This window comes from Shewanella sp. SG44-2, from assembly GCF_014164215.1.
GTDB lineage: Bacteria > Pseudomonadota > Gammaproteobacteria > Enterobacterales > Shewanellaceae > Shewanella > Shewanella frigidimarina.
The window spans coordinates 266,784-281,364 of sequence record NZ_JACJEU010000002.1; the positions used below are offsets into that span (position 1 = coordinate 266,784).

10 protein-coding genes are annotated in these 14,581 nt (G+C 42.1%); 8 read left to right on the forward strand and 2 right to left on the reverse strand.

Annotated elements, in window-relative coordinates; genetic code table 11:
- Positions 1-194 precede the first annotated feature (194 nt).
- The gene (gene recQ / locus H5181_RS02695) at positions 195-2,042 is read left to right on the forward strand and encodes a DNA helicase RecQ (protein ID WP_011639232.1); all 1,848 of its coding nucleotides are present in this window, start codon (positions 195-197) and stop codon (positions 2,040-2,042) included.
- A gap of 4 nt (positions 2,043-2,046) precedes the next feature.
- Here the strand turns inward: recQ and H5181_RS02700 are convergent, their stop codons facing one another.
- Positions 2,047-3,894: a tetratricopeptide repeat protein gene (locus H5181_RS02700; RefSeq protein WP_182750150.1), complete on the reverse strand. Its 1,848-nt coding sequence runs from the start codon at positions 3,892-3,894 to the stop codon at positions 2,047-2,049.
- A gap of 520 nt (positions 3,895-4,414) precedes the next feature.
- Here H5181_RS02700 and leuA point away from each other — a divergent pair.
- From leuA to glpK, 6 genes are all read left to right on the forward strand, one after another.
- Positions 4,415-5,983, forward strand: coding sequence for a 2-isopropylmalate synthase (gene leuA, locus H5181_RS02705; RefSeq protein ID WP_011639230.1), 1,569 nt, complete (start codon positions 4,415-4,417; stop codon positions 5,981-5,983).
- Positions 5,980-7,074: a 3-isopropylmalate dehydrogenase gene (gene leuB / locus H5181_RS02710; RefSeq protein ID WP_182750151.1), complete on the forward strand. Its 1,095-nt coding sequence runs from the start codon at positions 5,980-5,982 to the stop codon at positions 7,072-7,074. Before leuA ends, leuB begins: the two co-directional genes overlap by 4 nt.
- A complete protein-coding gene (gene leuC / locus H5181_RS02715) occupies positions 7,074-8,486 on the forward strand; it encodes a 3-isopropylmalate dehydratase large subunit (protein ID WP_102037537.1) in 1,413 nt (470 codons plus the stop codon). Before leuB ends, leuC begins: the two co-directional genes overlap by 1 nt.
- A gap of 19 nt (positions 8,487-8,505) precedes the next feature.
- Positions 8,506-9,111 (forward strand): 3-isopropylmalate dehydratase small subunit, encoded by a 606-nt coding sequence (gene leuD, locus H5181_RS02720; RefSeq protein ID WP_182750152.1) that lies wholly within the window; start codon positions 8,506-8,508, stop codon positions 9,109-9,111.
- A 478-nt stretch (positions 9,112-9,589) separates the two neighbouring features.
- Positions 9,590-10,942 (forward strand): outer membrane protein transport protein, encoded by a 1,353-nt coding sequence (locus H5181_RS02725; RefSeq protein ID WP_182750153.1) that lies wholly within the window; start codon positions 9,590-9,592, stop codon positions 10,940-10,942.
- A 198-nt stretch (positions 10,943-11,140) separates the two neighbouring features.
- Positions 11,141-12,634 carry a glycerol kinase GlpK gene (glpK, locus tag H5181_RS02730; RefSeq protein ID WP_182750168.1) on the forward strand — a complete coding sequence of 498 codons (1,494 nt, stop codon included), beginning with the start codon at positions 11,141-11,143 and terminating at the stop codon, positions 12,632-12,634.
- Positions 12,635-12,646: 12 nt separating this feature from the next.
- Here glpK and H5181_RS02735 read toward each other — a convergent pair whose 3' ends face one another.
- On the reverse strand, positions 12,647-12,967 hold the full coding sequence (locus H5181_RS02735) for a hypothetical protein (RefSeq protein ID WP_123882636.1): 321 nt from the start codon (positions 12,965-12,967) through the stop codon (positions 12,647-12,649).
- 1,154 nt (positions 12,968-14,121) lie between these two features.
- Here H5181_RS02735 and mraZ point away from each other — a divergent pair.
- Complete coding sequence (gene mraZ / locus H5181_RS02740; RefSeq protein ID WP_059746825.1) at positions 14,122-14,580, forward strand: division/cell wall cluster transcriptional repressor MraZ; 459 nt, start codon at positions 14,122-14,124, stop codon at positions 14,578-14,580.
- Position 14,581 lies beyond the last annotated feature (1 nt).

Here is a 14,581-nt window from a genome sequence, read left to right on the forward strand (position 1 = left end):
CCTTGTCGTTTTATTATTATTATCTTTGTTGTATATAGGTCGGGCTTACTGGCATAGAGTATTTAATCTAACCCTAAAGTGGCTTCGACTCAATCTTCTATCTTGGATGAAAACATAGCAAAGGCGTTTTGGTTCAAGACATCTGTGGCTCAGTGCTTTAAAATGAATGCCCTTTGAATGATGATGTAGTGTTAATGGATACTCCGATTTCGACCAATATTGCGTCCTCAGATGTGTTGACGACAGAGCAAGATGTACTTGCCGCGAGCCTGCAGCAAGTTTTTGGTTATCGCGCCTTTCGTGAAGGGCAGCGAGAAGTCATTGAGCAAAGTTTACAGGGCCAAGATACCTTAGTGATTATGCCTACCGGTGGCGGCAAAAGTATGTGCTATCAATTGCCTGCTATTGTGTTGCCTGGTGTGACCGTGGTGGTGTCGCCATTAATTTCGTTAATGAAAGACCAAGTCGACAGTTTACTGCAAAGTGGTGTGTCAGCTGCTTATCTCAATTCATCTTTACCGCGTGAGCAAAGTGCAGAGGTGTTACGCAAATTACATTCTGGTGAGATTAAATTGTTGTATGTCTCTCCTGAAAGACTTCTGCGTCCTGATTTTATTGAGCGCCTGCAATCAGTCGATGTTTCGATGTTTGCCGTTGATGAAGCGCATTGTATTAGTCAATGGGGTCATGATTTTAGACCTGAATATGCGGCTTTGGGTCAGTTAAAAGAATATTTCCCTTACTTACCTTTAATGGCCTTAACTGCGACTGCAGACCACGCCACGCGTTTAAGCATTTGCGAACGCTTAGGGGTGACCCCTTATACTTTATTGTCCAGTTTTGACCGACCAAATATTCGGTATACCGTGGCTGAAAAGCTTAATGCGGCTAATCAATTGCGTCAGTTTTTAACTATCCAAAATGGCACCAGTGGTATTGTGTATTGCAGCAGTCGTCGACGAGTGGATGAGGTGGCTGAGCGTTTACGTTTACAAGGATTTAATGCTCAAGCATATCATGCCGGTTTGAGCCAGGAAGATCGTGGTAACGTTCAAGATAAATTTCTAAAAGATCAAGTTGATATTGTGGTGGCTACGGTGGCCTTTGGAATGGGGATTAACAAATCTAATGTACGCTTTGTGGTGCATTACGATATTCCTAAAAGCATTGAAGCTTATTACCAAGAAACAGGCCGTGCAGGCCGCGACGGTTTAGATGCTGAAGCTTATATGTTGTTTGACCCTGCCGATATAGGCCGGGTTAGGCATTTGATTGAGCAATCTGAACCAGGGCCCCAACAACAAGTCGAATTTCATAAATTGCATACCATGGCAGCATTCGCTGAAGCGCAAACTTGTCGTCGACAAGTGTTGTTAAACTACTTTGATGAAGTGGCTTCAAAACCTTGTGGTAACTGTGATATCTGTCTTGATCCACCTAAGCGATATGATGGTACTGAAGATGCTCAAAAAGTACTGTCTTGTATTTATCGTTTACAGCAACGTTTTGGTATCCACCATGTAATTGAAGTATTACGTGGTTCAAAAGCGGCCAACATCGTAGATAGAGGCCATGATAAGTTATCGACATGGGGCATTGGTAAAGATAAATCAACTGAGTTTTGGCTCAGTGTTATCCGCCAATTAATTCATTTAGGTTTGATGAGTCAGGATATTACCCGCGGCTCTGCAATTAAGCTTAACCCTGCCGCAAGACCAATCCTTAAAGCAGAATTGTCGCTAATGTTAGCGGAACCTCGGATTCAATTGATTGATGTGAAGCGCAAACCCAATGGGCGTGCGCCGCAACAGTATGATCGTAAGTTGTTTGCTCGGTTAAAATTACTGCGTCGCGAACTGGCGGAAAAAAATGACATTCCACCCTATTTAGTCTTTAACGATGCAACGCTCGCTGAGATGTGTGCGATGTTGCCCACAAGCCCTGGCGAGATGCTCGCAGTAAATGGTGTCGGGCAGATTAAGCTTGACCGATTTGGTGGCGAATTTTTAGATGAAATTTCTGATTATCTGACCAAAGGTTGATGGTTTAGTTTTCATCAGGAGAATTACTTTTCTCTTGAGATTTTATTTTATTCAATTGATTCAGAACCGCTTTTTTTACGAGTACTTCAAAAGTATCAAGTTGTTGTAAACTCGCCATACCAATATTTACTTTGATCTCGGGTTTCCATTCGCCAAGTACTTGCTCTATTTGGGTTATGACTCTTGCCGCCCCCACTGACGATGCGTGTGGCAAGATAATAATGAGCTCATTGGTATTATGCCGAAACAATTGGTCTTGCTCTCTAAGTGTGTTTTTGAGCCGCGGAATGATAAAGGGTATATCCGCAATATTATTATGATTGATATTAATCAGTAGCATGCTTAGTTGATAGTGTCCTTGTTTGGCATTATCTAGCATATTATCGATACGTTGCTGCTGGTCTTCTTCTTGAGCATTTACACTATTGAGGCGTTGTGGTTTGCGGGCCAAAAATAGGACCAATCCAACGGACAATAACAAAATAATTAAGGCGGTAATGGTTAAGTTTTGATTGATGTTACTGACAGGTTTCTCTGGTGGTGTACTGGCTTCACTTTGTGCTGTTATTCTGGCCTTATACTGCATAAAGTGGGCATTGTTTAACTTAGCTGTGGCTTGTTTGGCAGCATCAAAACGCTGCACCTGAAATTGATAGGCCGATTCAAATTGATTTTGTTCGGCGTAGTATTGGCTGATTACCTGGTTAAACTCTTCTAAATCCGAAAATTGTTCAAGTTCAGTAGCTTGCTCAATAATTTCATTCAGCAGTGACAATGCCTGGTTGTCTTTGTTTTGTGCAAAATACACTTTGGCTAATGTACGCTTGATGCGCATGACATTGATTGGCTCTTGGTATTTTTTGAATAGTTCGATGCTTGATAAAGAGAGTTGTTCAGCAATATCATAATCGCCAACATACAAGTAAACACTTGCCAATAAGGAATTACTAGTTGTTAAATCTCTTTCTGAGGTATTTTTGCTCTTTGCAGTTTCAGCTTTTTCGAGGTAGTAAAGTACTTTTTCTCTATCATTCAATGTAATACTGATACGAGCTAAATTAATTGCAAATGCAAATTCTAGCTTGCCAAAGGTCGATGAATCTTCATATGTTAATTCTGCAAAGTGTAATGCCTCTTTAAGATCCCCCATTGAAAAAAATACATTTGCAATTTCAGATAGCAAGTATGATTTAGGGACCAAATACCAATCCTGAAATTGTGCCTGAGCATCACTAAAAATATCTAATGCTAAACGTAAATCCTCAATCGATTGGTTATAGTTTTCTAGGCTGGTGTTTTGACTACTGCTTAGAAAAAGACTATTTACAATAGCTTGTTTTTCAGAATAACGCTTGGCTAAACGTAGTGCATCCTCTGTGAGAAGCTGCTCTTGCAGTATATTGCCAAGGCTCTGATGTGCAGCTGCTTGGCATTGTATAAAGTAGGGGCGAGCTGTGTCATATTTAAACTGTCTGGCAATACTCTCACCTTGCTTTGCCAAGACAATAGCTTGGTTAAACTCATTAAACTCTAATAAGTTAAAACAATGTAACAGTGTTAAGCGCAGAACATTTATATTGGTTAGTGGTTGTTTAGCGTGTAGTTGCTCAAGTTCGTCAATGAGTATTTTGGCGTCTGCAGACCGTTGGCTATTAATATGACTGATCACATCGAGCTGTTCTCGAATACTCAGCTGTTGAGTTTCGGTAATGATATCGTCCGAGAGTAATAAGCGTTGCGATGGTTGAGCGAAAGCCGCCGTGGTCACTAAATATAGCGTGAGGCCAAAGATTAAAGCAAAAATGCGACTAAAGTTATATTCAATACTCTTTTTCGACAACATCATCGTCATATATCTACTTAACATGGGGTAATAGCAGTATACGATTATTTATATCCGTATACATAAAAATATAATCGATGCAGCAACTTAGGTTGATGTTTATTTGCACTTTGAGAGGTAAGTTCATTAATTGAAAATTAATCAATATTGGTTGAGTTTGTCATTGGTTAACTGTAATGAAGCACTAGTACGCTATCATCTTTTTCACGTTGACCAAATTAGGGTTGACACAGAAGGCTGGTCGCGTTACATATTAGGTACAGACATACTTTGTATGTCGAACATTTAGCATAATTAGTTATTAAAAGTGAATATTAACATCATGAACACACAATCAGTTTTACTCGGACTCCTTCTCCTCTCACGCATATCCTGCGCGGAGTCCTTTGTGTTACATGCAAAATAATTCATTAAGCATACACAAACCCCGCGCTAATAGTCGCGGGGTTTTTTTTAGCCCTTTTGAAATGAACCAGCTGTGTACCTCGCAGCTAATTCAAATAAACATGATGATCGATGGAGAAATTCGATGTCCAATAGAGTCATAATTTTTGATACTACCTTACGTGATGGTGAGCAAGCATTAGCAGCCAGTTTAACCGTTAAAGAAAAGCTACAAATTGCCCTAGCACTTGAGCGTTTAGGCGTGGATGTCATGGAAGTTGGGTTTCCTGTTTCTTCTCCGGGCGATTTTAAATCGGTGCAGACGATTGCTAAAACGATTAAAAACAGCCGTGTGTGTGCGCTATCTCGTGCACTTGAAAAAGACATTGATGCTGCAGCCCAAGCTTTGTCGGTAGCCGATCAGTTTCGAATTCATACCTTTATTTCTACCTCGACCATTCACGTTGAAAGTAAATTAAAGCGCTCTTTTGATGATGTATTAGAAATGGCCGTTAATGCGGTTAAATACGCCAGACGATTTACGGACGATGTTGAGTTTTCATGTGAAGATGCTGGTCGTACACCAATAGACAATTTGTGTCGTATGGTTGAAGAGGCCATTAAAGCTGGTGCTCGTACCATTAATATTCCTGATACCGTTGGTTATACAGTACCAAGTGAGTTTGGTGGGATTATTCAAACCTTATTTAATCGAGTTCCGAATATCGATCAAGCAGTGATCTCGGTTCATTGTCATGACGATTTAGGTTTGTCGGTCGCTAATTCCATCGCAGCAGTTGAAATGGGCGCTCGCCAAGTTGAATGTACTATTAATGGTATTGGTGAACGTGCCGGTAACTGCTCGTTAGAAGAAATCGCCATGATCCTTGCTACCCGTAAAGGTTTGCTTGATTTGGATTGTGGAATTAACGCCAAAGAAATCCACCGCACCTCATCGCTAGTCAGCCAGTTATGTAACATGCCGATCCAAGCTAATAAGGCGATTGTGGGTACCAATGCATTTTCTCATTCGTCAGGCATTCACCAAGACGGTATGCTTAAAGCAAAAAATACTTACGAGATTATGACACCGGAAAGTATTGGCTTAAACCGTAATAACTTGAACATGACTTCACGCTCTGGTCGCCATGTGATTAAACACCGCATGGAAGAAATGGGCTACAAACCAACTGACTATGACATGGACAGCCTTTACGAGCAGTTTTTAACCCTAGCGGATAAGAAAGGCCAAGTGTTCGATTACGATTTAGAAGCATTGGTATTTATGGAGTCGCAAGCGCAAGACGACGATAAGTACCAGCTTCAGCACATGATGGTGCATTCAGATTCGACTGAAGGTGTAGCGACTGCCACGGTACGTATTGCTGTAGATGGTAAAGATATTACTGAGGCTGCCACAGGAAATGGTCCTGTGGATGCGGCATATAATGCCATTGCTCGAGCAACAGATCGCAAAATCAATATTACTAATTACAAGTTGAGTGCAAAAGGCGAAGGTCAAAATGCGCTTGGACAAGTTGATATTACCGCAAAATATAATGAACAAATGTTCCACGGCGTAGGCTTAGCAACAGACGTCGTTGAAGCATCAGCTCAAGCGTTAGTGCATGTGATGAACTTAGTGTACCGCGCAGATAAAGTGGCTGACTTTAAACAACAGATCCATAAAGAAAGGGAGTTAGGTGGCGTATGAGTTATCAAATAGCAGTTTTGTCGGGTGATGGTATTGGTCCTGAAGTGATGGCTGAAGCGCGTAAAGTGCTTAATGCTGTAGAAACACGTTTTGGACTGGATATTCAATACACCGAATTTGATGTCGGCGGTATTGCCATTGATAACCATGGTTGTCCTTTACCTGACGCGACCTTAAAAGGCTGCGAAGCAGCTGATGCGATTTTATTTGGTAGTGTGGGTGGCCCTAAGTGGGAAAATTTACCACCAAACGATCAACCTGAACGCGGCGCATTATTGCCATTGCGTGGACACTTTGAGCTATTTTGTAATTTACGCCCAGCCAAATTACATGACGGCTTAGAACACATGTCACCGCTTCGTAGTGATATATCAGCCCGTGGTTTTGACGTGTTATGTGTGCGTGAATTAACAGGTGGTATTTACTTTGGTAAGCCGAAAGGACGTCAAGGTGAAGGCGACGATGAAGAAGCCTTTGATACCATGCGCTATAGTCGCCGTGAGATTAGCCGTATTGCTCGTCTCGCTTTTGAAGCGGCGCGTGGACGTAAAAATAAGGTTACCTCAGTAGACAAGGCCAACGTATTAGCCTGTTCAGTATTATGGCGCCAAGTGGTTGAAGAAGTCGCAAAAGACTTTCCGGATGTCACTTTAGAACACATCTATATTGATAACGCGACTATGCAGTTACTACGCCGCCCTGATGAGTTTGATGTAATGTTATGTTCAAACTTATTCGGTGATATTTTATCAGACGAAATTGCCATGTTAACCGGCTCTATGGGGTTATTATCGTCGGCAAGTATGAACAGCACCGGTTTTGGTTTATTTGAACCCGCCGGTGGCAGTGCACCAGATATTGCTGGCCAAGGTATCGCTAATCCGGTGGCACAAATTTTATCTGCTGCATTAATGTTACGCCACAGCCTAAAGCAAGAAGAGGCGGCAAGTGCTATTGAACGTGCAGTGACAAAAGCATTGGCAAGTGGTTATCTAACCGGTGAATTATTGGCTGCAGACAAACGCAGCGAAGCTAAGTCTACTGCGCAAATGGGTGATTTTATCGCTCAGGCAATAAAGGAAGGTGTGTAATGGCCCAAGTGACAGGTAAAACCTTATACGAGAAAGTGTGGGACTCACACATTGTTGCCAGCCCAGAAGGCGAAGCGCCAGTTGTGTATGTTGATCGCCATTTAGTCCATGAAGTTACCTCGCCGCAGGCATTTAGTGGTTTAAAAGTGGCAGGTCGTAAGCTACGCGCACCGCAAAAAACCTTTGCTACCATGGATCACAATACCTCAACGCGCAGCGCCAGTTTAGATGCGTTAAGCCCAATGGCACGTACTCAAGTTGAAACACTGGCACAGAATTGTAAAGAATTTGGCGTGCGCTTATACGATATTCACCATCCTAATCAAGGTATTGTTCACGTAATGGGGCCTGAACTGGGTATTACCTTACCCGGTACTGTGATTGTGTGTGGTGATTCTCATACCGCGACCCATGGTGCGTTTGGTGCGTTAGCATTTGGTATTGGCACATCTGAAGTTGAGCATGTATTGGCAACCCAGACACTACGTCAGTTAAAAGCCAAGAATATGAAAGTTGAAGTGCGTGGCAAAGTAACCGATGGCGTGACGGCTAAAGATATTGTGTTAGCGATTATCGGTAAGCTAGGCATGGATGGTGGTACAGGATACGTGGTTGAGTTTTGTGGTGAAGCCATTGAAGCATTAACCATGGAAGGCCGTATGACCTTATGTAATATGGCCATTGAAATGGGCGCTAAAGCTGGCATGGTTGCGCCTGATGAAACCACATTTAACTATCTTAAAGGTCGTGAATTTGCGCCTAAAGATGCAATGTGGGAACAAGCTGTTGCAGCATGGTCTGAGCTTAAATCTGACGCAGATGCAGTGTTTGATGTCGAAGTGGTATTAGATGCCAACGATATTGCACCGCAGCTAACCTGGGGTACTAACCCTGGTCAAGTCGTTGCGATTGATGGTGTAGTACCTAATCCAGAAACTGAAACCAACAGTACCAATCGCACCAGTATGATTAAAGCATTAGAGTATATCGGCCTGACGCCGGGCACTAAGATGACTGACATTAGCATTAATAAAGTGTTTATTGGTTCTTGTACTAACTCGCGTATTGAAGATTTACGATCCGCTGCTGTGCACGCTAAAAACCGTAAAGTTGCAGAGGGTGTTGTGGCGATTGTAGTACCCGGTTCTGGCCAAGTGAAGTTACAGGCAGAGGCAGAAGGTTTAGATAAAATCTTTATTGAAGCTGGATTTGAATGGCGTTTACCAGGTTGCTCGATGTGTTTAGCGATGAATGATGACCGTTTAGACGCTGGCGATCGTTGTGCATCAACCAGTAATCGTAACTTCGAAGGCCGTCAAGGTCGGGGTAGTCGAACCCATTTGGTCAGCCCTGCTATGGCTGCTGCCGCCGCTGTAGCTGGTCACTTTGTCGATATTCGTAAACCTTACTAAACCGAGATAGGAGATAAACATGCAAGCATTTACTGCCCATACCGGTTTAGCAGTCGCTATTGATAGCGCTAATGTCGATACCGATCAGATTATTCCTAAGCAATTTTTGTCTAAAGTCACCCGTGACGGTTTTGGAGTACACTTATTCCATGACTGGCGTTACTTAGATGATGCAGGCGATAAACCTAATCCTGATTTTGTACTTAATCAGCCACGTTATAAAGGCGCATCTATTTTACTAGCCCAAGAAAACTTTGGTTGTGGATCGTCGCGTGAGCATGCGCCATGGGCACTAGCTGATTTTGGCTTTAGAGTGATCATCGCGCCGACCTTTGCCGATATTTTTTACGGTAATTCGATTAATAACGGTTTGTTACCCGTTAAATTAACATCGGTACAAGTGCAACAATTAATGGATGAAGTGGCAGCAAAAGAGGGGGCGCAAATTACAGTCGATTTACAAGCTCTCACTGTTACGTCACCTTCAGGAAGCGTGTTTGATTTCACAATAGTGGAGTCTGCTCGACATAAGTTATTGAATGGTCTTGATGCTATTGGTTTGACGTTGTCATTTGAACAGCAAATCAGCGATTATGAAACACACATACCAGCTTGGTTCGCATAAACGACACTCTCAAAATATTTGAAAGTGTCGTTTATTTAGCGTGAACAATAAATTAAAAACCTCTTGATGATGTCATTAAGAGGTTTTTTTGTTTTTAATTGTAAAAATTTTTATGTAACTATTTTGTATATCAGTACTGGGCAGTACTGTTTTAGATGAATGTCGTTAATCATTTAAGCTCACTGTTGTGCCATGCTTATTTATTTAATGTCTTGTTTTTAAATAATAAAAAATAACTTTTTCTCACGTTAGGTTAAATCGGTTTACAGCTATACCGCTTTTGGTTTCTTTTTTATAGCAGAAAACTAAAAGTTTGATCATGATCACAATTTAGAATTCAATCACTCACTTCTTGTTCAGTCCTTTTGCGCAGTTGCAAAGCTTTTTTGGATCAGTACACTGACGGCTTCATTTAAATCGAGTTTTTGCTCTATAAAAATCGATTTATGCAGTTTGAATATAAACACCGAGAATCATAATGAAAAAAACAGTGTTAACACTGGCGATTAGCGCCATTGTATTTGGGGCAACAACTCAAGTGAACGCGGCAGGTTTCCAACTTGCAGAATATTCAGCGACAGGTTTGGGCCGTGCATTTGCTGGTGAAGCAGCTATTGCAGACAATGCGTCAACTCAAGCGCGTAATCCAGCCATGCTAGCTTATCTAGAAGGCCGCCAAGTATCAGCGGGTGGCATTTATGTCATGCCAAATGTTGATGTGGTTGGTGATGTCGGTATTTCTTCACCGTTATTAGGCTCAGAGCCATTAGTGATTGGTGCTGACGCATACGATGTTGCTGACAATGCATTTGTGCCAAACTTTTATTATTCAAACCAGTTGAATGATCAATGGACTTGGGGTCTAGCGGTTAATTCAAATTATGGTTTAGCAACTGATATTCCGGTAGCGGATGCAGCGGCTATTTTTGGCAGTAAAACCTCAATTACCACTGTCGAGTTTAATCCCAATGTTGCTTTCCGTGTTGATGACTCATTCACTGTAGGTGCAGGCTTACGTGTTGTGTACGGTGAAGGTGAAGTTAGTGCAACCGCTCCAGGTTGGATTGATGCGATTAAAGCTAATCCTAACTTACCTGCAAGCATTAATGCACGTTTACCTTCAGGTGGTACCAATCTAAAGTCAATGGAAGGTGATGATGTTGGCTATGGTTGGAAAGCGGGCGCGAGCTGGCAAATTAACTCAGCAAACCGCATCGGTTTGGCTTATCACAGTAGTGTCGATCTTAAATTAGACGGTCATGTGTCTGGCGTGGCTTATAACGGTGGTCAAAATATTGAAATTGAGGGCTACTTACCTATTGAGTTACCTGCATTTGCGGAACTGGCTTCTTACCATCAGTTAACTGAAAACTGGGCAATGCATGCAAGTGTTAATTGGACAGAATGGAGTGTGTTTGAACAACTAGTGGCGTACTTCCCTGGTGATGTTAAGCCTATCGGTGGCCTAGAGTCAGACGTGGTAAAAGAAGAGAACTTTAAAAATAACTGGCGTTATGCGCTTGGTACCACCTATACACTTAATGACCAGTGGACATTACGTGCTGGTATGGCGCTAGATAAAACCGCGGTTGATGACCAACACCGCACCACCACCATTCCAGATTCTGATCGTTTATGGTTCAGTGTGGGTACCGGTTATCAAGTCTCTAAAAATCTGAATGTTGATGTTGGTGTGACTTACATTCGCACTCATGGTGATGCACCCATTACAGAGACTCAGAGCCTGCAAAATATTGCGTCGGTTAGCTTCACTGGTGAAGCAACGGGTGACGTATGGTTAACAGGCGTACAGTTAAGTTATAAGATGTAATCAGCTCTGCTGGTATAGATATTGAAGGCCTCGCAGTTGCGAGGCCTTTTTATTAATTGGCCTATTATAAAACAACGATTTTTCGATAAACAAAAGACAATTACTTGTATGTGTTTTAAATTTCGTTGTTATATTGGTTTGTTAAACAGATAAATCATATAAAAATAATCATGTCAAAATGATATAGGAAATCAGATGGTGGTTAAAAAATACATTGTCGCGTTAGACCAAGGCACTACAAGTTCTCGTGCCATTGTGTTTGATCATCAAGTGAATATTGTCGCTGTGGCGCAACGTGAATTTACTCAACATTATCCACAAGCGGGTTGGGTTGAGCATGATCCGATGGAGATATGGTCTTCGCAAAGTTCAGCGCTTGTGGAAGTGCTGACACGTGCTGGGATCAGCCGTCATGATGTCGCCGCAATTGGCATAACAAATCAGCGCGAGACCACGATAGTCTGGAACAAGCATACAGGTAAGCCAGTATGTAATGCGATTGTTTGGCAATGTCGTCGCAGCCAAGCTATTTGTTTGGATCTAAAAGCTCAAGGTGTTGAAGACTTAGTACGCCAAAAAACCGGATTAGTATTAGATCCGTATTTTTCTGCGTCAAAAATCAAATGGATTTTAGACAATGTGGAAGGGGCTCGTGAACAAGCCGAAGCTGGGGATTTATTGTTTGGCACAGTTGATACCTGGTTAGTGTGGAAACTCACGCAAGGTGAAGTCCATGTGACCGAACCAACCAACGCATCTCGGACAATGTTATTTAATATTCACACCCAAGAGTGGGATGAAGAGTTGCTTGATCTGTTCAATATACCGCGGGCAATGTTACCTGAAGTGAAACCGTCTTGCGCAATATACGGTTATACCGAACTGGCTGGTAATCACATTCCAGTAGCGGGTATGGCTGGCGATCAACAATCGGCGTTGTTTGGCCAGTTGTGTATTGAGCCCGGGATGGCAAAAAATACTTATGGTACCGGGTGTTTTTTATTAATGAACACGGGTGATAAAGCGGTAGAGTCAACCCATGGGTTATTAACAACCATTGCTATTGGTGCTGACACAAAGGTGAATTATGCCCTTGAAGGCTCGGTATTTATGGGCGGCGCGGTTATTCAATGGTTGCGTGATGAGTTAGGTCTTATTACCGATGCTTGTGACACCCAATATTTTGCCGATAAAGTGGACGACACCAATGGTGTTTACTTAGTGCCTGCATTTGTTGGTTTAGGTGCGCCTTACTGGGATGCTGATGCTCGAGGTGCCATTATTGGCTTAACCCGTGGAGCTAATCGGAATCATATTATTCGCGCGGCATTAGAAGCAATAGCTTACCAGTCTCGTGATGTGCTTGATGCTATGAGCAAAGATTCTAATGTACCGTTAACACAAATTCGAGTGGATGGTGGTGCGGTAGCAAATGACTTTTTAATGCAATTTCAAGCCGATATTACTGGGGTCACGGTTATTCGTCCGCAAGTAACAGAAACCACAGCAATGGGAGCAGCATTTCTAGCTGGCTTGGCCGTTGGCGTATGGAAATCGACGGATGAATTAAAAACCATGCTGTCTACCGAACGGGAGTTTACTTCAACAATGGATATAACGACACGTGCGACGCTGTACAAGGGCTGGCAGAAAGCCGTTTCTCAAGTAAGCCCTAATGGAGACGTTGGGTAAACCAAGTCAGTATTACACCTCAATATCAATAAGCTGACTGGCGGTTTCTCCACGAGTGGAGAATCGCTTATCCGTTTTCATTCGCCTCGTTCTGCTACCGAGAGTTTTTTTTTCATCAACGGTTCTTGGTTTGGCTCGTCTTTCTTGGCGCGGAGCTTCCTGCCGTTGAATTGGCATTTTATGGGTAATGCCGGGAGGTAATTGTGACTGAGGCGCCTCGTGACTGTCTGCACTTATAGCACTAACCTGTTTGACTTGTTCAACAATTCTCTTACGCTCACTCACAGCCTGTACAGGTCTAGCTAGCATGGCATAAATGCTGTCGATACTCATGTTGCTCTCCTGTGGTGGTGAAATGAAGCTGAATGTTTATTCATCATAACTGTTTATCGGCTCAGTTTGATTAAATTTTAATCTTTTTTAAGTGATAGATAGTTTAGCGGTCACTTTCATACTCTTGATTGATAAAGTCACACCAGCTCCTAATTGGCATGGATATTATTAACTATGCTCATTTCATTATTTCTATCGGTTATTCAACCATGTCCCAAGGGCAATTGGATAATGGTAACGTCGCGATGTATACCCATATAAGACCTCCAACAACACATATATACGCCAATAGATTATCTATTAATGCTAAGCAGGTAGCAGGACAACACTTGAAACAGCGACACCGCTGTCGTGTAGTCCTCTTGCGTGATAGCACCTCTTTATACCGTTTATGATTAAGTCATCATCACCGTATGCCCTTGAGGCATTAAGAATAATTAACTGTGATTGCAAGATGAATTGATAAAATGCTTGCCCTCAACATCGAAGGCTAACGATATACACTGTGATGTTTAGTAATCGATTTTTGGTAGTCGATCCTTAGATATTGATGCTTAGTAGTCGATATTTAACCGTTGATATATAACCGTTGATATATAGCAATTGATGTTTAGCAGTAATCTAATGAGCAAAAGTTGTTTTAGCGTGTATTTACTTAAGCAATTTACCTGAGCAATACGATACAGCAAGGTGAATAGAGAGGTGTTTTTGCCTCAATAATGCTGATATTGAAGATGCTCGGCAGACATAAACATAAAATAAAGAGCGTTTTTAAACGTAGAAAATCGACTCAGTCGACTATTTGTTGATTTTTAATGTGCTTAAAATTGAGCTGTTGAGCAATATTGCGCGGTAAAGATGGAGTATTCGAACGATTAAAGAACATTAATTAAAAAGATCGCGAGTCTATTTTAGCCGATAAAGTGACCGTTATGTCTCTGGTTTAACTCATTTACCCTGATTTTTAGCTGTTTTCCTCCAACAGCTCCGTCATTCATCCCGCTTGATATTAATTTGCTGCTAACCCGCTTGGGGTCTGGATTTAATATATCTGTCCATTGCTTGACAACACTTGCATAGAGTCCCTAAACTTAGCATTTGTGGGAAGAAGTGGATCATTGTGGATCAAATGACAACATTAAGGACTAAATAACGTGTTTCGTGGTGCCAGTGCAATCAACATGGATGCTAAAGGGCGGATCGCTATTCCAGCGAGATACCGTGATGCGTTACGTGTGGAACATGCCGGTACTGTGATTATGACCGTTGATATTGACGCTGCTTGTTTGTTGATTTATCCGTTACATGAATGGGAGCAGATTGAAGCAAAGCTAAGATTGCTTTCTGATACCGATCCACTTGAGCGTTCCTTTAAACGAAAATTACTAGGTCACGCACAAGATTGTGAACTAGACAGCCACGGACGTATTGTTATTCCGCCGGCATTACGAAGTTTCGCCAGTTTAGAAAAGAAAACCATGCTGGTGGGCTTACTGAATAAATTTGAATTATGGGAAGAGAGTGCTTGGCAGCAACAAATGGATGATGGCAATGCGCTCATTCAAAGCCAAGATTTAGCCAGCAATGAACGCTTGGCACACTTTTCACTGTAAT